Below are 24,569 nucleotides of genomic sequence, written 5' to 3' on the forward strand. Positions count from 1 at the left end.
CGCACATCACCGCACCAGGCCCCTGTCGCCCAGCCACCCCAGCTGACGTCATCGCACCAGCTCTCCTTCGCGCGCCCGTCCCAGCAGACGTCACCGCACCAGGCCCCCGTCGCCCAAGCACCCCAGCCGATGTCACCGCACCCAGCCCCCCTCGCACGACCGTCACGGACGCCATGTCACTCGCCCCCCTGTTCCCGCAGGGACACCAGTGGGTTCGCCCGGCGCAGTGCGAGGACGGCGGTGACGGTCAGTGGTGTCACCGCGACCGCCGTCAGCAGCAGGGCCACCTGTCCCACCGGCAGTTCCACCAGCACCTCCGGTACGGGGCGGGTCGCGTCGGAGGTCAGGAGGGTCAGCGGGATCACCGCCCGGGCCAGGACCGTCCCCAGCGCGGCGCCCACCAGCAGCGCCAGCGTCACCAGGACGCCCTGCTCGACGGCGATGGTGCGGGCCAGCCGGCGGCGTGGGGCGCCCAGGGCGCGCAGCACCGCGAACTCGGAGTCCCGCTCCCGCAGCGAGCCCGCCGCGCTGACCGCGAAGCCGAGCGCGGCCAGCGCCGCCGCCACCCCGGCCGCCGCGGTGAACGCCGCCTCCGGTCCCGCTCCGAACGGGTCGTCGCGCAGCTCCTCGGCGATCTCGTCGCGGACGACGACCTGCGCGGGGTCCAGGTCCGGGCGGGCCCGCAGCGCCGCGGCGACCGAGGGCGGCCGGTCCGTCTCCAGCCACCACTCCGTCGGCGTGACACTCTCGCCGTACTTGGCCTCCAGCACCCGGTTCACGGACCGCAGATCGACCAGCAGCGCCCCGCCGGTCTCGCTTCCCGTCGTGGGCAGCGCCCGGACGGCGGCGACGATCCGCACCGGCAGCGACCGGCCGCCGAACGTCACGTCCATGCGCTGCCCGGTGCGGGCGCCCGCCGAGTCGAGGAAGCGGTCGGTGGCGACGGCGGTGATCTGCGGTGCCGCGGGCTGCTCGGCCTGGAGGCGGACGGTCAGCGAGGCCAGGGTCCAGGTGTCCTCGCGCGGGACGTAACCGGTGCCGTACGCCACGGCCGATCCGCTCACGCGGGGCGGGTCGGGTGTGTTGCTGCGGTCCGGGGTCTCCGAGGTGTTGTCGGTGAGGGTGCGGGCCGTCCAGGCGGTGGGCAACCCGACCCGCTTTTCAGCACCTTGGGCCGTCACAGCGGTCAACGCGTCCAGTGAGAAACGCTGTTGCTCCGCCCGCCCGCGCGGCACCGGCAGCACCAGCTGGACGTCGGTCAGCAGCAACTTCCCCGGCGGTACCGCCAGTTCCAGCGGGTGGGGGCGGCCGTCGGCCGCGAGGGACCCGGCCGGCAGCCGGTACGGGGTGCCGTAGCGGTCCTCCAGGGTGACCGTCACGTCGGCGCTCGTGTCCGGTGCCGAGCCGCGCAGGGTCGCCGTCAGGCGGAGGCGGGCGCTGCCCGCGGGGACGGCCGCCCCCGCCGACGCCCCCTTCGGGCCGAGCCCGGTCAGCAGGGGCCGTACCGGCTCGGAGGACAGATCCCGGCGCAGCAGCATGGAGTCCGCGGCGTGCGCGGTGTCCAGGGCCAGCACGGTCGCCGAACGGCCGCCGGACAGGGGCAGTTCGCCACGGACCGCCGGCGCGGCCTCGCGTACGTGGGGGACGGCGGCGTAGGCGTCGGTGCGGCCGAGGTCGTCCTCGCCGTTGGCCAGCACCCGCACCGGCACGCCCGCGCGGAAGTCGGCCTGGTCGTCCTGCGAGCGGCCGAAGGAGGCGCCCTGCCCGATCGCCAGCACGCCCAGCGCCACGGCGAGCACCAGCAGCAGCACCGGACCCGCGCCGCGCATCGGACGCCGCCCGATCTGCCAGCCCGCGAGAGCCGCGGCGAGGCCCCGACCGGCGGCGGCCCGGCGTTCGGCGAGCCGGGCCAGCGGGGGCAGCAGCCGCAGGGTGAGGACCGTACCGGCGAGCAGCGCGAGGGCGGGGGCGGCGACCAGCAGCGGGTCGACGCCCAGGGTGCCGGAGCTGTCGTCGGTCACCGCGCCCGTGGTCTGGCGGCCCAGCTGCCAGTACGCCACCCCGGCCACCACCAGCAGCCCCACGTCCGCGCCCGAGCGCAGCGCGCCGGGCAGCGCGCGGGCCCGGCCGGTCGCGAAGGACGACGTCAGCGCGGGCAGCGTCACCGCCAGCGCACAGCCCAGCGCCACACCCGCCGCCACCAGCCACACCCCGAACGACCCGGCCGCCGGCACGTCCAGCTCGAGGCCGATCCGGGACAGCGCGCCCTGCCCGGCCAGCAGCCGGGTCAGCGGCCCCGCCAGCAGCGGCGCGCACGCCACCGCGGGCACCGCGAGCAGCAGCGCCTCCAGCGCGGCGAGCCCCGCGACCCGTGGCCGGGAGGCGCCGCGCGCCCTGAGCAGCCGGGTCTCGCCCGTGCGTTCGGCGCTCAGCAGCCGGGCCACCAGCAGCAGCGCACAGCCCGCGAGGAGCGCGAGCTGGAGCGCGACGATCAGCAGGGTGGAGCGGGAGACCAGCAGCGAGCGGTCGACGCCGTCGAGGACGGCCGGCAGATCGGTGTGCGCGGCCGTGGTGCCGCTGAGCGCGGCCGCGCCGCGCAGCGCAGCGCTGCCGTCGCGGGCCGCGTCGCGCAGGGCGCCGATCCGGCCGGTCGTCAGGGTCGAGAAGTCGGCGGTCGCGAGCCACGCCGAGGGCCCGGCGCTGACCTTGCCGCCGGTCAGGGTCTCGGGGGCGGCGAGCAGCGGGCCGTACGTGGTGAAGTCGAGCTTGTTGACGCCGCGGCCGTGGAGATCGTCCAGGAGCTGCCAGTACGGGGCGTCCGCGCGGGCGGGGCGGTAGAGGCCGACGACGTCGACCGTCACCTTCGGGCCGCCGAGGCGGTCGACGAGGGTGAGGCGGGCGCCCGGCCTCAGCTTCAGCAGCCGGGCGGCGCTCCGCGGCAGCGCCACCTCACCGGCGGCGGCCGGCGCGTGGCCGTCCGTGATCCGCACCTGGGAGGTGTCCAGGGCCGCGAAGTGGGTGAGATCCGGGTCCCCGGACCGCTCGGCGGGCGGCTGGAGCGAGCGGGGCAGCGCGTACGGGCCCGACTTCAGCAGCGTCCGCACGGTGACCGGCAGCCCCTCGAAGGTCTTCCGGGCGCCTTCGCGTACGGCGGTGTCGGCGGCGGCACGGGACGCGGCCGGGACGTCCGCCTTGACGACCAGGGCGGTGTCCGCGGCGTTGCGGGAGTCCGCGAGCGAGTGGCGCAGGGCGGCGTCGCCGATCGCGCCCGAGTACGCGGTGAGCGTCGCCAGGACCGCCGTCGTCAGCAGGACGGTCAGCAGCGCGGCGGCGAGCAGCGGACGATGCGCCCGCGCCCGCTGAAGGACGAACCTCGCGAACCCCCCGTACCACGCCACCCCGTCACCCGACCCCCGTCGTGACCGTCAACCCCCGCCACGGTCCGTCGCGTTGTCCAGACCTCCGGGCGATGCTGGCGATGCTGTCAGAGGGAAGCGGGGGCGGGTAAGCGGTTGTGCCCCGGACTTGACCGGATCGTGATCGGAATTCGGCGTCGTACGACCGGAATCCGGGACTCAGTGCACGGGCGCCGGGATCAGCCCTCGGTGTTCACCATCGAGGCCGCCGCGTACGTCAGGTAGTTCCACAGCGTGTGCTCGTGCTCCTCGGACAGGCCGAGCTCGTCCACCGCCACCCGCATGTGCTTCAGCCACGCGTCGTGCGCCGCCCGGTCCACCTGGAACGGGGCGTGCCGCATCCGCAGCCGGGGGTGGCCGCGGTTCTCGCTGTACGTCGTCGGACCGCCCCAGTACTGGATGAGGAACAGCGCCAGCCGCTCCTCGGCCGGGCCCAGGTCCTCCTCGGGATACATGGGCTTCAGGAGCGGGTCGTCGGCCACACCCTCGTAGAAACGTCGGACGAGGCGGCGGAAGGTCTCCTCCCCGCCGACCTGCTCGTAGAAGGTCTCCGTCTGAAGCGTGCCGCGCCGAATCTCGTTCACCCGTCCATCGTCTCAGACGGAGGGAACCAGGACTTGGGGCTTAGGACCTTCCGCAGGACAGTGGAGGTATGGGTGCGCACGCTCTCCACAAAGACCTGGAAGACCTGGCCGCCGAGGCGCGGGCCGAGCTCGTGGACCGGATCGACGCGAGCGGGGCCTGGGCGGACGACCCGGTGTGGCGGGAGACCTTCGCGGCCGTACCGCGGCATCTGTTCGTGCCGTACTACTACGTGGGCGTCGTGGGCGGCTACGAGCGCCGCTGGGGCGAGAGCCCCGACGCCCGCGCCCGGGAACGCTGGGTGCGCGGCGCCTACGCCGACGCCCCGCTGGCCACCCGGCTGCGCGACGGCGAGCTGGTCTCCTCCAGCAGCCAGCCGTCCCTCATGGCGATGATGCTGGCGGCCCTGGAGGTCGAGGACGGCGACCAGGTCCTGGAGATCGGCGCCGGTACGGGATACAACGCGGCGCTGCTCGCCCACCGGCTCGGCGACGACGACCTCGTCACCACCGTCGACCTGGAGCCGGAGATCACCGAGGCGGCCCGGCAGCATCTGGCCGCCGCAGGACATCACCCGGTCGTCGTCACCGGCGACGGCGCCCGCGGGGTGCCCGAGCGCGCCCCCTTCGACCGGATCATCGCGACCTGCGCCCTGACCTCGATCCCGCCGGCCTGGCTCGCCCAGTGCAACCCCGGCGCCCGCGTCCTGGCCCCGCTGGCCACCGGCCTGATCGTGCTGACCGTCCGGGACGCGGGGTACGCCGAGGGCCGCTTCCTGCACACGCCGGCCTACTTCGTGCCGCTGCGCGGCGAGGGGCGGCCGGAGCCGGAGCCCGCCTCGCTGGGCGGGGTGCCGCGCCGGGCACGGGAGGACGAGCTGTTCCGCTTCCTGCTGGACCTCACCCGGGGCAGCCTCACGCCGCAGGAGGCGTATCAGCTCTGGGAGCGGGAGGGGCGGCCGCCGCGTCGGCGGTACGGCCTGACGGTGAGCGGCGGGAACGAGTGGGCGTGGCTGGACGAACCGGAGGGGCCGTACGCGTGGCCCCTCCGCCTGCCCTGAGGTGTCGTCCTATCCGCGGCGGACCGTGATCGTCGTCCAGGCGCCCACGTGCACCCGGTCGCCGTCCTGGAGCGGCACCGGGACGAAGGGCTGGATGGGCTCCTCCGCGCCGTTGACCGTCGTACCGTTCGTCGAGTTCTGGTCGACGACCGCCCAGGAGCCGTCGGGCTGCTGCACCAGCACCGCGTGCTGGTGCGAGACGCCCGGGTCCTCCGGCGGCACCGACAGGTCGATGTCCGGGGTGTCGCCGGTGGAGTGCCGGCGGCGGCCGATGGTGACCTGGTTGCCGGTGAGCGTGCGCTGCTGCTCGGGCGAGTACGCGGGCAGGTTGAGCCCCGCCGCCTCGGGCCCCGAACGCTGCATCATCGCCATGAAGTACTCGCGGTCCGGGCCGATGGTCGCCGTCCAGGTCGCCGGTCCCGCGGGCCGCTGCTGGAAGCCGGGGCCGGGCGGGGCCTGCGTGGAGCCGGGCTGCGGGTAGCCGTAGCCGCCGGGACCGCCCTGGCCACCGGGCCCGCCGGGGGCGGAGGAGGACGGCGGGGAAATCACCCAGTCGTCCTCGCCGCCGCCGAAGGACGGGCCGCCGGGCTGCTGCCGGTTGGTCTCCTGCGGAAAGGCGGGCGGGGCGGGCGGGCCGGACGGCGAGAACGCCGACGGGGCGCCGGGACCACCCGGTCCCGCGGGCGGCGTGGGACCGGGTGGGGGCGGGACCGGACGGGAAGGGTCGTTGCCGAAGGGGGAGGGACCGCCGCCGGGGCCGGGCGGGGCCTGCGTGGAGCCGGGCTGCGGGTAGCCGTAGCCACCGGGACCGCCCTGGCCACCGGGACCGCCGAAGCCGCCGGGTCCGTTCGGCCCGCCGGGGCCACCGGGACCGCCCTGGGTTCCGAAGCCACCGGGTCCGTTCGGCCCGCCGGGGCCACCCGGGCCGCCCTGCGTGCCGTAACCGCCGGGACGGTTGGGTCCACCGGGACCACCGGGTCCACCGGGTCCATTGGGGCTGCCGAAGCCACCAGGGCCGTCCGGACCGCCGGGACCGCCGAACGCGCCGGGGCCACCCGGACCGCCACCGCCGGGGCCGCCAGGTCCGCCCTGCGCACCGAAGCCGCCGGGACCGTTCGGTCCGCCCGGTCCGCCCGGTCCGTCCTGGCCCTGGCGCTCGCTGCCGAACGGCGGGATCGGCTCGGCGGGGCGGTTCATCTGCGACGGGCGGGAGCCCTGGTACTCGTAGGAGTCACCGCCGCCGTACGACGCACCCGGCGGCGGGCCCTGGAAGCGGACGCCCGGGCCGGGGGCCGGCGGGCGCGGGGCGGCCGGGGTGTACGAGGTCGCCGTGTTCGTCAGGAAGTTCCACCGGCACTCCTCGCAGAACGGCGCGCCGCCCTCACGGGGCGTGCGGCACTGCGGGCAGAGCTCCGGCTCGGGGTCCGGTACGGCGGACAGATGGGAGCGTCCGGGCTGGCCGCCGGCGCCCGGCGGGGGCGGCGGGAAGCCGTAGCCGCCGCCGGGGGGCGGCGGGGGAGGGGGCGGAGGCACGGCACCGGCCATGCGGTGACCGCAGACCTCGCACCAGTCGTCGGAACCCGACTGGTGTCCGTTCGGGCAGGTCGGCATGTCGGCGCTTCCCCCTCTCACGTAAGGAGACTTCTCGGTCGCTTCTGTCTGCTTGTTCTTTACTTCTTTACACGAACAGTCTTTGTGGACCGGGTCTCGAGAGTCATCTCGTCGGCCTCCTCGACCTTCGCCTTCAACCGCACAGTACCTGTCGCGGCATCGACCACGTCCACCACCTTCGCAAGCAGTTTCGCAGTATCGGCGTTGCCGGAAGCGCTTGCGAGCTGAACGGCCCGGCCCAGTTTGGCCGTTGCTCCATCCATATCTCCCGCTTTGCGAAGATCGAGACCTTGTTGGATGGCTTGCGCCAGTTCGGCCTGGCCGGTGTAGTGCGCGACCTGGGGGTTGATCGACGTCGAGGCGACCATGTCGTCGGTCCACACCGCCCGTACCAGCCCCTGGGCGCCCAAGTTCTGCGCGGTGCCGTCGGGTTGGGGGATCACGAGGGAGACGCGGGCGGCCAGCATCTCCTGGCCGATGTTCGCGACCGGGACCTCCACGCAGACGTGGTAGTCACGGGACTCGTCCCCCCAGGAGCCGGTGGGGTAGTCCCCGGCACGCGGGCCGGCCTCGGTGCGCCGGTCGGTCAACTCCTCGACGGTGGGCGCGACCTGCTTGACGAACTTGATGGTGGTGCCGACCGGCGTCCACACCCGCAGCGAGACGTCCGCGACCTCCTTGCCCATCGCCGTCTCCATCATCTGCGTGAAGTCGGCGGCCAGTCCGGCCGGGTCGGCGACGATGTCGGCGGTGCCGAGCAGCGCCGAGGCGATACCTGTGACTTCACTCACTTCCCAGTCGGTGCCCACGCCCCGTGCGTCACAGGTGAAGCGCCCGGCACAGGAGTCGAGGGCCGCCTTGAGGTCCTCGGGTGACTCGTGTTCGTTGCGGCCGTCGGTGAGCAGGATGCCGTGCCGGATGGTGACGTCCGCCGAGGACAGCAGCCGGTCGGCGAGTCGCAGCCAGGTGCCGATGGCGGTGCCGCCGCCCGCGCTGAGCTTGCGCAGCGCCTGCTTGGCCTGGTCGCGGGTGGTGGCGTCGGCGACCGCGAGCCGCCCGCCGCCCGGATACACCTCCTTGGCCACGTGCGTGCCGCCGATCACCGCGAAGTGCACCCCGTCGCGCAGGGTGTCGACGGCCGCGGCCGTGGCGTCACGCGCGTTGCGCATCTTGGTCGGCGGGTAGTCCATCGACCCCGAGCAGTCGACCATGATCGCCACAGCCGCGTCCGGACCCTGGCCCTGCGGATAGAGATGGGGCGCCGTGACCGCGCTGCCGATGGTGCCGCCGCCGGTCGCGGAGACCGTGACGATCGCGTTGACCTCGCGGCCGCCCTCCGGCAGGTACTCGTTCTGGTACACGTCCACCGAGAACTGCGGCACGTTGGACTTCGAGAAATTGGCCATGCCTGATCGAATCCCCCTTGAGAACCCCACGGTTGCAGGGCATACGACTGTGTGCGGACCGGTCCCCTCCGGTCCGGCGAGGCATCCCCGTACGAATCGGCCTCAGGCCGATCCTGCCCCCTGAGACGGGGCGGGGAACGGCACGAGGGCCACTGTTACGTTGTCGTGGCCGCCGCCGTCCAGCGCGTGACCGACCAGGACCTGGGCGCCGTGCAGGGGGCGGACGGCGGCATCCAGCGGCACGGCCTCGGCCATCTCCTGAGCGGCCTCCGCGTAGTTCCACAGTCCGTCGGTGCACACCACCACTACACCCGGCCGGTCCGGCTTGAAGGAAGCGGTGTGCGGCTCCAGTTCGTAGGCGTCCGCGCCGAGCCAGCCGGTGATCGCGTGGGCGCGCTCGTCGGCGTACGCCTCCGCCTCGTTCATCAGGCCCGCCGCGACCATCTGCGCGGCCCACGAGTCGTCCTCGGTGAGGCGGGCCGGCAGCGCGCTGCGGTCCACCGGCACCCAGTAGGCGCGGCTGTCGCCGACCCAGCCGACGACCAGCAGCCCGGACGTCACCACGGCGCCGACGATGGTGCACGCCGGGGCGTTCTGGTGCGGGGCGTGCTCGCGGGCCGTCTGCGGCTCGGCGGCCAGGGCGTTGACCGCGCGGGAGGCGGCGACGATCGCTTCATGCATCGCCTGCTGCGGGTGGGTGCCGCGCGGCAGGGCGGCCAGCAGCGACTCGCTCGCCGCCCGGGACGCGGCGAGGGAGGCGTCGTCGGGGCGGGTCGCCGAGGAGACGCCGTCGCAGACGATCGCCACGGAGGCGGGCGAGCCGTCGGGCAGGGCGGCGGTGCCGACCGCGAACGCGTCCTCGTTGCGGTGGTGGCGCAGACCGCGGTCGCTGACGGCCGCCATCGGGCCGCACTCCTGCTCCATGTGGTCGCGCTCGCGCGGCTGGGCGTGCCCGCAGTTCTCGCAGTAGCCGTCATGGTCGACGCGGCCCGCGCGGCAGGCCACGCACACCTTGACGCCCTCCGCCGGGGTCGGCGTCTCGGCGGCCACCCGCGGGTCCGGCGCCTGGAGCGGGTACTCGTCGGGCTCCGGGGGCCGGTCGAAGCGCACCCCGGAGGCCGGCGAGACGGGCGAGCCGCTCGGCGGCGGGGGCGGCGGGGTCAGGCCGTGGTCGCCGGGGGCGGTGGCCGCGGGGTCGTGGGCGATCCCTGGGGTGGTGGCCGCGGGGTCGTGGGTGACCGGCCAGGGGTCGCCCTCGGGCGGCGACACCGGCGCCGAGCCGTTCACGGCGAGCGTCGGGTGGTCGCCGGGAGGTGCCGGTACGGCGGACAGGTCGTATCCGCACGCACCGCAGAAGCGGTCACCCGACTCGAGCGGCTCCGCGCAGCTCGGGCAGTTCGTCAGGGCGGCCTGCTGGGGCATCTGCGACATCAACTACACCCACGTCCGGGGGCGGTAACGGTTGGCACGTTCCACCAGGTCGATCCTCTCCTCGCCGCCCCGCGCGAGCCGGGCCAGCGTGCGGTACGAACGCTCCAGTCCGAAGCGGAGTCCCCGCTCGTCCAGCTCGCTGCCGAGCAGCACCCGGCGGGCGGCCGGGTCGGCGCCCTGGCCACCGGAGAGTACCCAGTCCAGCGCGCAGCCGAGGACTTCGGCCGACAACTGCTCCCGGCGCGCCGGATCCAGTCCGTACGCGTCCAGCGCCTCGACCTGCCCGGCGGCGGCGGTCAGGTCGTCGAGGAACGGTACGTCACCGGCGGCGGCCGTGCGTTGACGCAGCCGCGCCCGTACGGCGGCCACCCGGGCCGCGGTGTAGTGGATGGACGACTCCGGAACCGACTCCAGGGTCCGTACGGCACTGGCGCGGTCGCCGGCGGCGAGCTGGACCCGCGCGAGCCCGAAGGCGGCGCTGACGTAGCTGGGGTCGGTCGCCCAGACCAGGCGGTAGTACTCGGCGGCGTTGTCGAGCTGGCCCAGCACCTCCGCGCACAGGCCGAGCGCCAGCTTCGGCGCGGGCTCGCCCGGGAAGGCGTCGTAGATGGCGTCGAAGGCGAGCGCGGCGGCTTCGTGATCGCCGGTGACGAGGGCGGCGATCCCGCGGTACCAGACCACCCGCCAGTCGTCGGGCCGCTCGTCCTCCACGCGCGTCAACGCCTCCAGCGCGGTGTGCGCGTCGCCGTTCTCCAGCCACGCCCGGATCTGCCGCAGCCGCGTCTCGACGGACGGCGCGGGCGCGGCGGCGAGCGCGCCCAGCAGCTCCGCGGCGGCGGTCGCCATGAGCCCGGCGAGGAAGCCGGCGTTGGGGTCGGCGGGGTCGACCCGCGGCACGGGGAGGGCCAGCGCGGCGGCGGGCGTCGCGACGGGCTTGACCAGCGCCGCGGCACCCCCGGGCACCGGGACGGCCATGGCGCCCGCGGGCAGCGGGACGGCCGCGCCGACCGCGGTCACGGGGGCCGCGGGCAGAGCGACCCGGGCGGACCGGCGCGGAACGGCCACCCGAGCCCCCAGCCGCGAGACCTCCCCGTCCAGCTTCGGGAACAACTCCGTGTCCGGCACCCGCAGTTCGGGCCCGAACAGCGTCGACAGCGCGGGCCGCGCCCGGCCCGTCTGGAGCGACACGACCTCCCGCAGCACGCCCGTCAGCTGCTCCGCCATCTCCTGCGCGGAGGCGAAGCGGCGGGCCGGGTCGGGGTCGGTGGCGCGGACCAGGAGGCGGTAGAAGGACTCGTACTGGCGGAAGACCTCGATGTTGTCCGGGTCGGGCAGGGAGTCCACGAAGACGTTTGTGTAGCCCTGGAAGTCGAAGGTGAGGACGGCGAGCGTGCGGGCGACCGTGTAGAGGTCGGACGCCACCGACGGGCCGACCTCGGCGACCTCCGGCGCCTGGTAGCCGACCGTGCCGTAGATGGCCGACTCGTCGTCGTCCATCCTGCGGACCGCGCCCATGTCGATGAGCTTGAGCTGGTCCTCGGTCTGGATGGCGTTGTCGACCTTGAAGTCGCAGTACAGCAGGTTGCGGCTGTGGAGGTGGCCGAGCGCCTCCAGGGCCTCGATGCCGTACGCGCAGGCCTGTTCCACCGGGAGCGGGTCGCGCTTGCCGGCCGGGGTGCGGCGGTCGTTGGCGATCTCCTTGAGGGACTTGCCGCCGACGTACTCCATGACGATGTAGCCGTCCAGCGAGCCGGTGCGCTGGTCGAGGTGCTCGACGAAGTTGTAGATCCGCACGATGTTGGCGTGCTCGATCTCCGCGAGGAAGCGCCGCTCGGAGATCGCCGCCGCCATCGCGTCCTGGTCGCCGGTGTCGAGGAGGCCCTTGAGGACCACCCAGCGGTCGGAGACCGCGCGGTCGACGGCGAGGTAGACCCAGCCGAGGCCGCCGTGCGCGAGGCAGCCCACGACCTCGTACTGGCCGTGCACGATGTCGCCCGACGTCAGCTTCGGAACGAACGAGTAGGGGTTGCCGCACTTGGTGCAGAAGCCCTCCGTCCGCCCCGGGCGGTCGCCGCGCGAACGGCCCACCGGTGCCCCGCAGTCCGAGCGGGAGCAGAACCGCTTGCGCTCGGGGACCTCGGGGTTCTCCAGCACCATCGCGCGCGGGTCGGGACGCGGCACGTCCGGCACCTGCACCAGGCCGGCGCCGAGCCGGCCGCGGGTGCTCGACCCGGTGCTGGAACCCGAACTGCGCACCGACACCGAGCGGCCCGTCGTACGGCCCGACAGGGAGCGGGAGAGGCGGCCCGACACCGAGCGCCGGGACTTCGACGACTGGGACGTGCTGCGCGAGGTGCTGCGGCTGCTGCCGGAGCGCGCACTGCCGCTGCCGGAACCGCGCGAGCCCTTGCCGCCGCCGGTGATCCCGGTCGGCGGGGAACCCACCATCCCGCTCGCCGACACCACGGGAGCGAGTCCGCAGGTGTCGCAGTACAGCTCACCGCCGCCGACATCCTCGTACGTCCCGTCGCAGTCCGGCCGCTGACAGGTCTGCTGTGCCGCCTGGCTCATGCCCGGTCCTCCCCCCTACGGTCCTCTGGCCCGCTCTGCTCCGGCACCCGCGGGGCGCGCAGCAGTTCGGCGGCCGCGTGCTGGTAGCGCAGCACGGCCTGTTCGGCGACGCGCAGATCGCAGGGCGCGCTCCACAGCATGCGGCGCGCCGCGTCGTAGCGCTCGATCAGGAACGGGTCCTCGGCGAGGCCGTGCCGGGCGACCTTCGCCTTGTACGCGTCGAGGCGGCCGCGCAGCTCCGCGCGGACCGCCAGTGGCTGGGTGACCGCGGTCAACGACTCGCGGGCGCGCAGCAGTTCGTCCTCCGCCTTCTGCTCCAGCGACTCCAGGAGCGGGGACAGGCGGTGCCACTGGGCGTGTCTGCGGTACTCGGCGGCCGTCGCCAGCTGCTCCTGCAGCACGGTCGGCGGACCGCTGACGACCGGCACCTCCGTGGCCGCGATCTTCGCCAGCACCTCGCCGCGCGCGGTACGGGCCTCGGCGAGCGTGCGGTCCGCGCGGGAGAGCACGTCACGGAGCCTGATCAGCCGCTGCTCCGCGTCCTGGCGCACCGTCAGCACCGCGTCGATCTCGCGGCGCACGTCCTCCAGGGCGCGTGCCTCACGGTCGTACACCGTCGTGTCCGGACGGCCGCCGCCCGGGGCCGAACTGCCCGGGGTGGGGTTCCAGTAGGCGAGCGGGTCGGAGACCACCTGCTCGCGCAGGTGCGTCAGCGTGCGCGTGATGCGCTCCAGGTCGTCGCCCGCCGGGTGCTCGCCCGGACGCACGCCCACCGAGTGCGCGAGCTTGCGGGTGCGCTGGAGTTCGGCGGCCAGTAAATCTATCCGCGCGGGCAGCGCCGACCACACCGCGTCGGCGGCGACGACCATGTCGAGCGAGGCCGCGTACAGCTCGTTCATCCGGTCGACCAGCGCGGCGAGGCTGAACCGCTCGCTGAGCTTGCCCGAACCGCCGTGCAGGGTCGGTGCGTTGGCCGTCGCCGTGGCCGTGGCGCTGCCCGCGACCGTCACCGACTCGCCGCGCAGCAGCTCCGTCAGCTCCACCAGGTCCTCACGGCTGGACCAGCGGCGCCGCGACCTGATCTCCCGGGCGCTGCGCAACGCGTCCGTGTACGCGTCGAAGTACGCCCACAGCAGCGTGATCGACGCCTCCGCGGACGCCCAGCACTCCTTGGTGACACCCGTGAGCTCGGCGCCCTCCAGGAGCCTGCGGCCGGAGTGGTCCTGCAGGGCGAGGAGCGAGGTCTCGATCGCCTCGTACTCCGCGCCGAGCCGCGCCAGCGCACGGTCCACCTCGTCCCGGTCCATCACCGGCCCGGGGGGTCCCGTGACGCCCATCGATCACCTCTCGCTGCTGGTCTGGTTGTCGGGGGTGCAGTGCTTGCTGTTCGGGGTGCCTGTGCGGGTCCGTTCAGCTCGTGCGGAGGTACTCCGCCGGTGTCGGCGGCTTCGACTTCGCGGAGTCCTTGTCCAGTGTCGCCGACAGCCACTTGTCGTACGACGCCTGCCAGCCGTTCGCGGTGTCCTTGCGGTAGTCCGCCAGGATCTGGTTGACCCGGCGTACCAGATCGTCGGCCTTCAGGTTCATCGCCACGCCGTAGTACTCGGTCGTGAACGGCTCGCCCTTCAGCTGGACCGTCGGGTCCTGGGCCGCCTGGCTCGCGGCGAGGGCGCCGTCCGTCACCACGGCGTCCACCTCGCCGAGTTGGAGGCGGACGAGGCAGTCGAGCTGGTTGGGGACCGGCTCGACGATCTTCGCCGTCGCCGGGAGCCTGCCCGCCTTCTGGTCGTCCGTGAGCGTGGTGTTCGCCGTCGAACCCTCCGCCGTGCAGATCCTCTTGCCGGCGAGCGTGCCGTCGTACCCCTTGACCGTCGAGGACTTGGGGGCGAGGACCTGCTGGCCGGTCTTGAAGTACGGGGCGGAGAACGCGACCTGGCCCAGGCGCTTGCAGTTGATGGTCATCGTGCGCACCACCATGTCGACCCGGCCCTCCTGGAGCGCCGGGATGCGCTGGTTGGTGGGGATCGCCTTGAACAGCACCGCGTTCGGGTCGCCGAGGATCTCCGCGGCGATCCGGTGCACCAGGTCGATGTCGAAGCCCTCCAGCTCACCGCTGGTGCCGGCGTTCGGGTTGCGGTAGCCCCAGCGGTAGCTGTTCTGGTCCACGCCGACGATCAGCTTGCGCTTGTCGCCCACCCGGGCCTTGATCTTCTTGATGGTGTCGCCGTCCGCGCCCGACGGGGACAGCGTCTGCTTCTCCGGCGCCTTCGCGATCTGCGGATCCTGGCAGGGGTCGTCCTCGGCCCGCGCCTGGCTGCCGTGGGCCACACCGGTGCCGCCGGTGCCGGTGCCGTCGGCGCCCTTCGACTGCGTCAGCGGCAGCAGCAGCACGAACGCGAGCGCGAGGGCGCAGACCACCGCCATCGCGGCCACACCGCCCCAGCCCTTCAGACCGGCCCGCAGACGTCGTACGTTCATCGTCACGCCCCCTTTCACCGGTACTCCGACAGCCTGCGGCCGATGCCGAGGACCGCGCCGGCCGCGCCCAGGACGGCGAGCACCGCCGCGCCCACGGTCAGGCCCGTCATCGCGTCCAGGCCGTCGCCGGCCGCCTGCTTGAACTCGGTCTCCTCGTGCGCGATCGCCGTGGCGAGATTGTCGTCGACGCTGTCGAAGCACTCGCCCGTCGCGTTCTCGGGACCGATGACCCGGTTCAGCGCCGCCTCGTAGTTGCCGTTGTCGTCCTCGTCGCGGGCCGCTCTGTGGCGGTTCTGCCACTCCGTCATGTTGCCCTGGGCCGCGGTGACCGGCTTCTCGCCGGTGCTGTCGTCGGCGAGCTTCGCCGCTTCGGCCAGGCCCGCGCCGAGGGTCTTCATGTCCTTCTGGAAGTCGCTGTCGTACGCGTCCAGCGTCTGCTCCACGCCGTTCGCGTCCTTCACCGTGACCGTCTCGGCGCCGCGGGCGACCAGGGTGAGGTTCTCGTTGCCGCGCGCCTTCAGGGAGGCGATGCGGGCGTCGTGCAGAACGTTGAGGGAGCGGACGCCGTGGTCGTAGGAGTCGTTCAGGCCGGCGCGGGCGACGGTGTGGCCGACGACCAGCCACAGCAGGACGACGGTGGCGGTGGCGGTCGCCGCCACCAGGCCGTGGTTCAGGACCCGGTTGGTGCGCCGGTAGTTGCGGTGCTGGGCCCAGGCGAGCGCGGCGAGGACCAGGACGCCGAGGGCTATCGCCGCCCACGGGTAGGGCGTCGCGTCGTCGTAGTCGGCGCGCAGGCGTTCGTTCTCGCTCGTGTACAGGTCCTCCGCCGCCGGGAGCATGTCGTTCTGCATCTTCTCGTTGGCGTAGCGCAGGTACGCGCCGCCGACCGGGAAGCCCTGGCGGTTGTAGGTGCGGGCGCGCTCCACGAGGCCCTTGTACTCCGGCAGGAGGCGGTTGAGCTTCGTGACCGTGGCCGCGGCCGGGGAGTCGGGGTCCGAGTTCGCGGCGGCCTTGACGAGGCCGGCGGCCGCCTTGTCGATGTCCTTCTCGTAGCGGTCGCGGGAGGTCGCCGTCTCCTGGCCGCCGGCGAGGAAGCCGCTGGAGGCGGCCGTGTTGGCGTCGGCGAGGCTGCGGTAGATGTCGGCGGCGGCGCTGCTGAGCGGCTGGCTCTTGTTGAGGACGTCGTCGGCGGCGGCCGCGCGGTCGGCCGTCTGCCAGGCGGTGACGGCGCCGAACGCGAGGACCAGGGCGGCGAGGAAGGCGCCGATGATGCGGAGCCGGCCGGGTTCGGTGGTGGCCGCGTGGCGCAGGCGGTCGACGCCCTCGGCGAACGCGGTGCGGCGGGGTTCCTGGGCGGTGGGGGCGGTGGCCGGGGTGGGGGTGCCGTTGCCCTGCGCCTGGGGTCCTGGTTGCGGTGGTACGGCCGGCATCGTGGGCATGCCGAGGCTCGGTGGTGGTGCCGCGCTGCTTTTCGGCGGGTGTGTCACTGTTGACCTCCCCCATGGTCATCTGTCGCCGCAAGTATCGCTGCCGGGACCGACAATGCGCACCGGCCTTCACTGGATCTTGATCGGATCGCAGCGTGTGTGCCGGAATCCCGGCACCGCACAGCGCCCCGCACCACCCCCTGCCCAATCACACGTCGGGGGAATCTGTTCGGTTCCCGGTTCGGGCGTTCGGTGGGGGTTCGCGTGGTGCGGTTCGGTTGGGGGTGGGGCGGGGCCGCGCCGGGGGGTGTCCGTCCTCGGAACGGCGCGGAATCGGGCGTTCAGATAAGGCGCCCGTGTTGACGCGCCAACCGCTGCGGGCGGACACCCCCCGACACGTCCCCTTCCCGCCGTCGCGCACCAACGGTCCGTGGTGCGTCCGTCAGGACTCGTAGTGCTCCCTCGTTCGCGTCTGGGCCGTCACCGGTGCCCCTACGTCGTCCAAGCCCAGGAGTGCCGCTCCCAGGACCGGGCTTGCCGTGACCACTTGGGGTACGGCCTTGGGGGCGTGTGTGGTGAGCAAGTTGCGTATTGCCGTGTCCAGTTGGGGGTGGCGTGCAGCCAGAACGCCGCCGCCCAGGAGGACCGGGGTCTCCTCCGTCAGGAGGTCCAGGCGGGTCAGGGCCACCGTGGCCATCGCCACCACCTCTTCGGCCAGGCGGTCCACCAGGGCGCGGGCCGTGGGGTCTCCGTCGGCTGCTGTGGTGAAGAGGACCGGGGTGAGTTCGTGGCGTCGGGCGGGGTGGATGTCCTCTCGGTGCAGGGCTTCTATCAGGGCGTACATGGACGGGAGGCCGAAGTGGGCGGGCAGGGTGCGGGCCAGGGCGGTGGCGTCGCCGCGGCCGTCCTCCGCCCTTGCCGCGTGCCACATGGCCTCCTCCGCGAGGCCCCAACCGCCGCCCCAGTCGCCGGAGATGCGGCCCAGTGCCGGGAAGCGGGCGGTGCGGCCGTCGGGGCGCATGCCGACGCAGTTGATGCCGGCGCCGCAGACCACGGCCACGCCGCGGGGTTCGGCGGCGCCGGCGCGGAGGATGGCGAAGGTGTCGTTGCGGACCGTGACGGTGGTGCCCCAGGCGCGGGCCCGTAGGGCTTCGGCCAGTTGCTCTTCCTCGAAAGGGAAGTCCGCGTTCGCCAGGCACGCCGAGATGTGGTGCGCGGTGGTGACTCCGGCCGTGGTGAAGGCTTCGGCCACCGCTTCGGCCACGGTGTCCAGTGCCGCCTCGACGCCCGTCGTGTGGGGGCGGAAGCCGCCTCCTCGCGCCGTGGCCAGGACCGTTCCGTCGGCGGCCAGGACAGCGACGTCCGTCTTGCTGTTGCCCGCGTCTATGGCGAGGACACGTGCGGTCATGCCCACGCGAGATGCTCCCGGTTGTGTGCGATCAGGCGGTCGGTGAGGTGGTCGGCGTACTCGTACTGGCCGATCAGGGGGTGCGAGAGCAGCGCCTTGAAGACGCGGTTCCGGCCGCCGTGCAGGGCCGCTTCCAGGGCGAGGTCCTCGTAGGCCGTGACGTTGGCGATCAGGCCCGCGTAGAGGGGGTCCAGGGGTGCGACGGGGAGGGGGGTGGGGCCCTTCTGGCCCACCGCCGCCTGCACTTCGATCACCGCGTCGTCGGGGAGGAAGGGGAGCGTGCCGTTGTTGCGGGTGTTCACCACCTGGTACGGGCTTCCCGCGCCGGTGAGCAGGGCCGCGGCCAGGTCCACCGCCGCCTCCGAGTAGTACGCGCCGCCGCGCTTGGACAGGAGCTCCGGCTTCTCGTCCAGGGCGGGGTCGGCGTAGAGCGACAGCAACTGGGCCTCCATCGCGGCGACTTCGGCCGCCCGGGAGGGCTTGGTGCGTAGTTCTCGTACGACCTCGTCATGGGCGTAGAAGTAGCGGAGGTAGTAGGAGGGGATCGCGCCGAGGCGGGTGAGGAGGGGGCGGGGGAGGTGGAGGTCCGCCGCTATCGCCTCGCCGTGGTGTGTCAGGAGGCCGGGGAGGACGTTCCGGCCCTCGGGGCCGCCCAGGCGTACGGCTGTCTCCCAGGTGAGGTGGTTGAGGCCCACGTGGTCCAGGTGGACCTCGGAGGGGGCCACGTCGAGCAGGGCCGCGAACTTGCGCTGGAAGCCGATCGCCACGTTGCACAGGCCCACCGCCTTGTGGCCCGCCTGGAGGAGGGCCCGGGTGACGATGCCGACCGGGTTGGTGAAGTCGATCAGCCAGGCGTCGGGGTTGGCGCGGCGGACCCGCTCCGCGATGTCCAGGACGACGGGGACCGTGCGCAGGGCTTTGGCCAGACCGCCGGCTCCTGTTGTCTCCTGGCCCACGCAGCCGCATTCCAGGGGCCAGGTCTCGTCCTGTTCGCGGGCCGCCTGGCCACCCACGCGGAGCTGGAGCAGGACCGCGTCGGCGCCGTCCACGGCCGCGTCCAGGTCGGAGGTGGTGGTGATACGGCCGTCGTGGTGCTGCTTCGCGAAGATGCGGCGGGCCAGGCCGCCCACCAGGTCGAGGCGTTCGGCCGACGGGTCGACCAGGACCAGGTCCTCGATGGGCAGGGTGTCCCGCAAGCGGGCGAAGCCGTCGATGAGTTCGGGGGTGTAGGTCGAACCGCCGCCTACCACGGTGAGTTTCATTGCGGGATCAACCCTTCACTCCGGTGAGTGTCACGCCCTCGACGAACGCCTTCTGCGCGAAGAAGAACACGAGGATCACGGGGGCCATGACCAGCACGGTCGCGGCCATGGTCAGGTTCCAGTCGGTGTGGTGCATGCCCTTGAAGGACTCCAGGCCGTAGCTGAGGGTCCAGGCGTTCTGGTTCTCCGAGGCGTAGATCTGGGGGCCGAAGTAGTCGTTCCAGGCGTAGAAGAACTGGAACAGGGCCACCGCGGCGATGCCCGGCTTGGCCATCGGGATGACGACGCGGAGGAGGGTGCGCAGGTCGCCGCAGCCGTCGACCTTCGCCGCGTCCACGTACTCGTTCGGGATCGTCATCAGGAACTGGCGGAGCAGGAAGATCGAGAACGCGTCGCCGAACGCCATCGGGATGATCAGCGGCCACAGCGTGCCGGAGAGGTCCAGCTGCTTCGCCCAGAACAGGTACATCGGGATGATGACGACCTGCGGCGGCAGCATCATCATCGAGATCACCAGCATCAGGGACAGATTGCGGCCCCGGAAGCGGAACTTGGCGAGCGCGTACGCCACGGGCAGCGAGGAGACGACGGTGAGTGCCGTGCCCGCGCCCGCGTACAGGAGCGTGTTGCGCCACCAGGTCAGGAAGCCCGGGGTGTCGAAGACCCTGCGGTAGTTGCCCCACGCCCAGGTGTGCGGGATCAGGTCCCGGCTGAGGGCCTGGGTGTCGCTCATGAGGGAGGTCAGGAACACGAACACGAAGGGCAGGGTGAAGAAGAGGGCGGCGGCGAGGCCGAGGGAGTGGACGGCGATCCATTCCAGGAGTGCCTTGCGGCGGGCCGCTCGTTCGGCGGGGGAGGCGGGCGCCTTCACCTGCGTGGGCCTGTCCAGTACTTGGGTCATCGGTCAGTCACCTGCCTGGATCAGGCCGCCCCGGCGCCGCATCAGGAACGCGGTGAACACCATCGACAGGGCGAAGAGGACGAGGGCGACGACACACGCGGAGCCGTAGTCGAAGCGCTGGAAGCCGAGGTTGTAGACGAGTTGGGGGAGGGTGAGCGTGGACTTGTCCGGGTAGCCGGGCTCGAACTGGGTGCCGGCGCCCTGGATCACGCCCGAGGCGACCTTCCCGGCGATCAGGGGCTGGGTGTAGTACTGCATCGTCTGGATCACGCCGGTGACGACCGCGAACATCACGATCGGCGAGATGTTCGGCAGCGTGACGTAGCGGAACCGCTGCCAGGCCGACGCGCCGTCCAACTCGGCCGCCTCGTACTGCTCCTGGGGTACGTCGAGCAGCGCGGCCATGAAGATGACCATCAGGTCGCCGATGCCCCACAGGGCGAGCAGGGTGAGGGCCGGCTTGGACCAGGTGGGGTCGTTGAACCAGCCGGGTGCCGGGATGCCGACCTTCTCCAGGACCGAGTTGACCGGGCCCGTACCGGGGTTGAGCAGGAAGGCGAAGGCCATGGTCGCCGCCACCGGCGGGGCGAGGTAGGGCAGGTAGAAGAGGGTGCGGAAGACCCCCGTGCCCGTCTTGATCTTCGTGATCAGCAGGCCGATCCCGAGGCCGAACACGACCCGGAGACTGACCATCACCACGACCAGCCACAGGGTGTTGCGCAGGGCCGGCCAGAAGAACGGGTAGTGCTCGAAGACGTAGGTCCAGTTCTGGGTGCCGCTCCACGTCGGCGGCCTGAAGCCGTCGTAGTGCATGAACGAGAAGTAGACCGTCGAGATCAGCGGGTACGCGAAGAAGACCGCGAAGCCGATCAGCCAGGGGGACATGAAGGCGAGGGTGCGCAGCGCCGACCTGCGGCGCTTCGACGCCAGGATGAGCGTGGCCATCACTTCGCCTGCGCGATGTCCGTGTCGATCTGCTTCGCCGCGTCCGCGAGGCCCTTGTGGAGGTCGGTGACCTTGCCGCTCTCGTAGGCGTAGCCGAGTTCCTGGATCGTGGTGAGGTAGACGCCGCCGTTGACCGAGGACGGGGCGGTCGTCGACTGCGGGTTCGCCGCGATGTCGAGGAAGGTCTTGAAGCGCGGGTCGTACTTCAGCTTCGGGGACTTCAGGGCGGCGAGCGTGGAGGGCACGTTGTGGATCGCGTTGGAGAAGTTCACCACCGCGTCGGTGTCCGTGGTGATGTACTTGACCAGCTCCCAGGCCGCGTTCTGCTTCTTGCTGGTGGCGGCGATGCCGGCGATCGTGCCGGTGATGTAGCCCTTGCCGTACTGGTCGGCCTGGTCGTCGGGGACGGGCAGCGGGGCGACGCCGATGTCGAAGCCGGGCTTGGCGTCCAGGGCCATGCCGAGCCGCCATTCGCCGTCGAGCTGCATGGCGACCTGACCGGTGTGGAAGGGGTGCTTGGGACCCCATTCGTCGCCGAGCTTGGCGCGGTACGTCTCCAGCTTGCGGTAGCCGCCGAGGGCGTCGACCAGCTTCTTCTGGACGGTGAAGGCGGCGGCGACGGCCGGGTCCTTCGCGATCGTCGACTTGCCGTCCTTGTCGAAGTACGTGGGGGAGAACTGGCCCAGGTAGTGCTCGGTCGTGGTCTCCCAGCCGTGGTAGTTCGGCATGAAGCCGAGCTGCTTGAAGCTGTCGCCCTGCGGGACGGTCAGCTTCTTGGCGTCGGCCTCGAATTCGGACCAGGTCTTCGGCGGGGCGCTGATGCCCGCCTTCTCGAAGGCCGTCTTGTTGTAGTAGAGGCCGTAGGCGTCGCCGAGGAGCGGGACCGAGCAGCGGTCGCCGTCGAACTGGGTGTACTCGTTCATCGCCGCCGGGAACGTCGTGGCCGGGTCGATCTTCGCCTTCTCGAAGAAGGGGTTGAGGTCGACCAGGGCGCCGGAGGAGCAGAACTTGCCGACGGCGTTGGTGGTGAAGGACGAGATCACGTCGGGCGCCTTGGAACCGCCCGCGCGCAGCGCCTGGTTGATCTTGTCGTCGGTCATGTTGCCGACGACGTTGACGTGGATGTTGGGGTGCGCCTTCTCGAATCCGGCGACCAGGGTCTTCACGGCCGTCACCTCGGAGTCCGCGCTCCAGGCGTGCCAGAAGTTGATGGTCGTCTCCTTGGAGGCGTCGTCGTCGGCGCCTGAGTTCGACTGGCCGGTACAGGCCGTGGTCAGGAGAGCGACAGAGGAAAGCAGGGCAAAAGCCGTTGTTCGGGCACGGTTGGGCATGGCGAAGTCTCCCTGGGGCGAGCAAAGGGGATGAGGGAAAGGCTCAGCGCGAGGTGTCGAAGACCTCGTCGCGGGTGGCTGCCAGCGCGCTCTCCAGCGCGCCGCGCAGCACGGGCTGTTCGAGTACGTCGCCGACGACGAGGTGGGGGCGGGCCGCGGCCAGCTCCGCCAGTTCGGACTGGACGAGCGCGCGCAGCGGCTCGCCGCCGGCGGTGAGGCAGGCGCCGCTCAGGACGACGAGTTCCGGGTCGAGGACGGAGACGAGCGAGGCCAGGCCGGTGGCGAGGCGGGTCGCGTACGTCTCCAGCAGCTGCTGGTGGGCGGGGTCTTCGGAATGTGCGGCGCGGGCGACGAGGGCGGCGGCGACCTCGGCGTATGGGCCGCTCGGGATGTCGTCGATGCCGAGTTCGCGGGCGAGCCGGGGGACGGCCTGGGAGCCGGCCAGCTCCTGGTAGCCGCCGCTGTTGGCCTTGGTGACCTGCCGTACCAGCGGGGTGCCCGGCACCGGCAGGAAGCCGACCTCGCCCGCGCCGCCGGTCCAGCCGCGGTGCAGCCGGCCGCCGAGGACGAGGGCCGCGCCGAGGCCGCCCTCGTTCCACAGCAGGACGAAGTCGTCGTGGCCGCGGGCCGCGCCGAGCCGCTGTTCGGCGACGGCGACGAGGTTGACGTCGTTCTCGTACTCCACCGGCATCGGCAGCGCGGCGGCGAGTTCACCGAGGAGGGCCGGGGTGTGCCAGCCCGGGAGGTGGGAGGCGTAGCGCAGTCGGCCGGTGCCCGGGTCGAAGGCGCCGGGGGTGCCGATGACGAGCCGGTGGACGTCGGCGCGGACCAGTGCGGCCGCCTTCAGGGCGCCGTCGAGGGCGTCGGTGACCTGCTGGACGACCGGGGTGCCGGTCCTTCTGCCCGGGGTGGGCAGTTCGTACGAGCCGATCGTGCGGCCGGTGATGTCGGCGACGGCGGCGAGGATGCGTTCGGGGGTGACGTCGAGGCCGGCGGCGTACCCGGCGGCCGGATTCACCTCGTACAACTGGGCGTTGGGGCCGGGACGTCCCTCGGTGGTGCCGCCGGCGAGCACCAGGCCCGCCGCTTCGAGGCGGGCCAGGAGCTGGGAGGCGGTCGGCTTGGACAGGCCGGTGAGCTTGCCGATGCGGGTGCGGGACAGCTGCCCGTGCTCCAGAAGGAGGTCGAGGGCGGCACGGTCGTTCATGGCGCGGAGTGTGCGCGGGGTGCCGGCCATGTGTGCCCCTCTCCCGGGAGTGTTCCGCAGCAGACTCTACGGACCGTGACTGTTAGGAAAGTTTCCTGTTGGATGCAGGGAACATAGGTCTGGACCGTGAGGGAGTCAAGGGGGTGAAGGAAACCGTCCTCGCGGGAAACGGAGTCGTTACCTGCGAATCCGGTACCGGGGGCGCAACGAGTTCATCACGATCACGCCTTTTCGCAGGTAGGGACGTGCTTCTTCACAGCTTTCCGGCTTTTCATCGATCGGCTGCGAACGTGGGTTCGGGGCGCGGTGGGGGTGGGGCGTGAGGAATGCGGTGCGACGTGCCGTGCCGGTGGTGGTGCTGGCGTGCGCGGTGGCGGGCGGTGTGTCCGGGTGCCGGGTCGGCGGGGACGACACGAAGGCGGCGACGCGGGTGACCCGGCCGACGCCGGCGCCGGCTTGCACGGGGGCGATCCGGTGGGGGCGGGTGAGTGAGGAACGGACCCTCATCGCGGTGTCCCGGGTCGTCACGGTCCGCAAGGACGCCGGGGAGGTGCGGCTGTCGCCGATCCGGGTGCGGGAACTGGTGCCGCGGGTCGAGACGAGCGGGGCCGGACCGTCGGTCGAGCGGATCTTCGCGTCCCTCGACAAGCGCCTCGGAGACGCCTTCGAGGTGGCCCGGCCCGGCCGGTCGTCCGCGACCGTGGAACGCCCCGACGTCGCCGATTTCCTGGGAAACTCGGGCCGTTTCGTGTCCGCCTGGGGCGTGCGGGCCGTCGAGGCGACCTTCACGGCGGACTGCGGCACCGCGACGCCGGTGTACGGCAGCGTCAGCACCTGGTACGGCAGCAGCGGCGCCTCGCTGCAGTGCGGCGTGGACCCCGCCGAGCACGGCAACGAGGAGCGGTGGGTGACCGAGGCGTACGCCCTGGCCTGCGGAAACATCTCATGAAGCTGCTCCTGGCGTGCTGGCGGGCGACCGTGGCCGTCCAGTCGCCGCTGATGGCCGTCCAGTTGACGACCGGGCTCGTCGACGCCGGGTTCCCTGGAGCAACCTGGGGCGACAACTGGCGACCGCGGTGCTCACCTGGGGCACGCTCAGTCTGCTCTGGGCGGCGCTGGTGTGGGCGTGGCTCCGGCACCGGTCGCGGACGGCCGGACTCGCGTTCTCCGCGCACGTCCTGGACGACCGGCAGACGCACCTGCTGCGCCCGGCGGACGTCTCCGACGGCTGGCAGCAGCGCATACGCGACCGGCTGGCCTCCTCCGACCGGGCCTTCCTCATCGCCGGCGAGGGTCAGGAGGAGGTGCGCTTCCTGTGGCGCCCGGGCCGCCGCGCGGACCACTCGGTGCACGGCTCCCTGTCCTTCGGCGCGGCCGCCGCAACGGTCCGCGTCGACCTCCGCGAGGGCGAGCACCACCTCGGCGCGGCCGGCCTGCGCAAGGGCACGTCGTACGTCGCGATGTGCCAGGTGGCGCGGGCGCTGGAGCTGAGGGGGACGGCCGCGGGATGACGGAAGGGCGGCGCCCGGGATC

General features: G+C 72.6%; 18 protein-coding genes. 3 read left to right on the top strand and 15 right to left on the bottom strand.

The genetic code is table 11. From position 1 onward, the window contains the following. Positions 1–176: 176 nt before the first annotated feature. Both ACFUO4_RS12470 and ACFUO4_RS12475 read right to left on the bottom strand, forming a co-directional pair. A complete protein-coding gene (locus ACFUO4_RS12470; protein ID WP_383483194.1) occupies positions 177–3,398 on the bottom strand; it encodes an FtsX-like permease family protein in 3,222 nt (1,073 codons plus the stop codon). A gap of 197 nt (positions 3,399–3,595) precedes the next feature. Further along, positions 3,596–4,000, bottom strand: a complete 405-nt coding sequence (locus ACFUO4_RS12475) for a globin (RefSeq protein ID WP_079308447.1) — start codon at positions 3,998–4,000, stop codon at positions 3,596–3,598. A gap of 68 nt (positions 4,001–4,068) precedes the next feature. Here ACFUO4_RS12475 and ACFUO4_RS12480 point away from each other — a divergent pair, with 68 nt between their 5' ends. Further along, positions 4,069–5,058 carry a methyltransferase domain-containing protein gene (locus ACFUO4_RS12480; RefSeq protein ID WP_383483198.1) on the top strand — a complete coding sequence of 330 codons (990 nt, stop codon included), beginning with the start codon at positions 4,069–4,071 and terminating at the stop codon, positions 5,056–5,058. Between the two features lie 9 nt (positions 5,059–5,067). Here the strand turns inward: ACFUO4_RS12480 and ACFUO4_RS12485 are convergent, their stop codons facing one another. The 13 genes from ACFUO4_RS12485 to ACFUO4_RS12545 form a co-directional block, all read right to left on the bottom strand. Then, positions 5,068–6,669: an FHA domain-containing protein gene (locus tag ACFUO4_RS12485; RefSeq protein WP_383483201.1), complete on the bottom strand. Its 1,602-nt coding sequence runs from the start codon at positions 6,667–6,669 to the stop codon at positions 5,068–5,070. 59 nt (positions 6,670–6,728) lie between these two features. Continuing rightward, positions 6,729–8,075, bottom strand: coding sequence for a VWA domain-containing protein (locus tag ACFUO4_RS12490; RefSeq protein ID WP_383483204.1), 1,347 nt, complete (start codon positions 8,073–8,075; stop codon positions 6,729–6,731). Between the two features lie 102 nt (positions 8,076–8,177). Next, on the bottom strand, positions 8,178–9,509 hold the full coding sequence (locus tag ACFUO4_RS12495) for a PP2C family serine/threonine-protein phosphatase (RefSeq protein ID WP_383483207.1): 1,332 nt from the start codon (positions 9,507–9,509) through the stop codon (positions 8,178–8,180). Next, complete coding sequence (locus ACFUO4_RS12500; protein ID WP_383483210.1) at positions 9,510–12,077, bottom strand: tetratricopeptide repeat protein; 2,568 nt, start codon at positions 12,075–12,077, stop codon at positions 9,510–9,512. Then, on the bottom strand, positions 12,074–13,414 hold the full coding sequence (locus tag ACFUO4_RS12505; protein WP_383483213.1) for a hypothetical protein: 1,341 nt from the start codon (positions 13,412–13,414) through the stop codon (positions 12,074–12,076). The genes ACFUO4_RS12500 and ACFUO4_RS12505 overlap by 4 nt, the downstream gene beginning before the upstream one ends. Before the next feature lie 73 nt (positions 13,415–13,487). Continuing rightward, a complete protein-coding gene (locus ACFUO4_RS12510; RefSeq protein ID WP_079308488.1) occupies positions 13,488–14,555 on the bottom strand; it encodes a glutamate ABC transporter substrate-binding protein in 1,068 nt (355 codons plus the stop codon). A gap of 14 nt (positions 14,556–14,569) precedes the next feature. Continuing rightward, positions 14,570–15,985 carry a hypothetical protein gene (locus ACFUO4_RS12515; RefSeq protein WP_383485628.1) on the bottom strand — a complete coding sequence of 472 codons (1,416 nt, stop codon included), beginning with the start codon at positions 15,983–15,985 and terminating at the stop codon, positions 14,570–14,572. Between the two features lie 439 nt (positions 15,986–16,424). Next, the gene (locus tag ACFUO4_RS12520) at positions 16,425–17,396 is read right to left on the bottom strand and encodes an N-acetylglucosamine kinase (protein WP_383483217.1); all 972 of its coding nucleotides are present in this window, start codon (positions 17,394–17,396) and stop codon (positions 16,425–16,427) included. Continuing rightward, positions 17,387–18,652, bottom strand: coding sequence for a 6-phospho-beta-glucosidase (locus tag ACFUO4_RS12525; RefSeq protein WP_383483220.1), 1,266 nt, complete (start codon positions 18,650–18,652; stop codon positions 17,387–17,389). Before ACFUO4_RS12525 ends, ACFUO4_RS12520 begins: the two co-directional genes overlap by 10 nt. Positions 18,653–18,659: 7 nt before the next feature. Then, entirely contained in the window at positions 18,660–19,553 is an 894-nt protein-coding gene (locus ACFUO4_RS12530; RefSeq protein ID WP_383483223.1) for a carbohydrate ABC transporter permease, read from the bottom strand. A gap of 3 nt (positions 19,554–19,556) precedes the next feature. Then, on the bottom strand, positions 19,557–20,498 hold the full coding sequence (locus tag ACFUO4_RS12535) for a carbohydrate ABC transporter permease (RefSeq protein WP_383483226.1): 942 nt from the start codon (positions 20,496–20,498) through the stop codon (positions 19,557–19,559). Next, complete coding sequence (locus tag ACFUO4_RS12540; RefSeq protein WP_079308455.1) at positions 20,498–21,829, bottom strand: ABC transporter substrate-binding protein; 1,332 nt, start codon at positions 21,827–21,829, stop codon at positions 20,498–20,500. Before ACFUO4_RS12540 ends, ACFUO4_RS12535 begins: the two co-directional genes overlap by 1 nt. A 43-nt stretch (positions 21,830–21,872) precedes the next feature. After that, positions 21,873–23,066, bottom strand: a complete 1,194-nt coding sequence (locus tag ACFUO4_RS12545; protein ID WP_079308456.1) for an ROK family transcriptional regulator — start codon at positions 23,064–23,066, stop codon at positions 21,873–21,875. Positions 23,067–23,367: 301 nt separating this feature from the next. On the opposite strand from ACFUO4_RS12545, the gene ACFUO4_RS12550 reads away from it, so the two are divergent. After that, on the top strand, positions 23,368–23,985 hold the full coding sequence (locus tag ACFUO4_RS12550; RefSeq protein ID WP_383483231.1) for a hypothetical protein: 618 nt from the start codon (positions 23,368–23,370) through the stop codon (positions 23,983–23,985). Between the two features lie 127 nt (positions 23,986–24,112). Continuing rightward, complete coding sequence (locus ACFUO4_RS12555) at positions 24,113–24,547, top strand: hypothetical protein (protein WP_383483234.1); 435 nt, start codon at positions 24,113–24,115, stop codon at positions 24,545–24,547. Positions 24,548–24,569 lie beyond the last annotated feature (22 nt).

It is taken from the genome of Streptomyces sp. NPDC057280 (genome assembly GCF_042668605.1).
Taxonomy (GTDB): Bacteria; Actinomycetota; Actinomycetes; order Streptomycetales; family Streptomycetaceae; genus Streptomyces.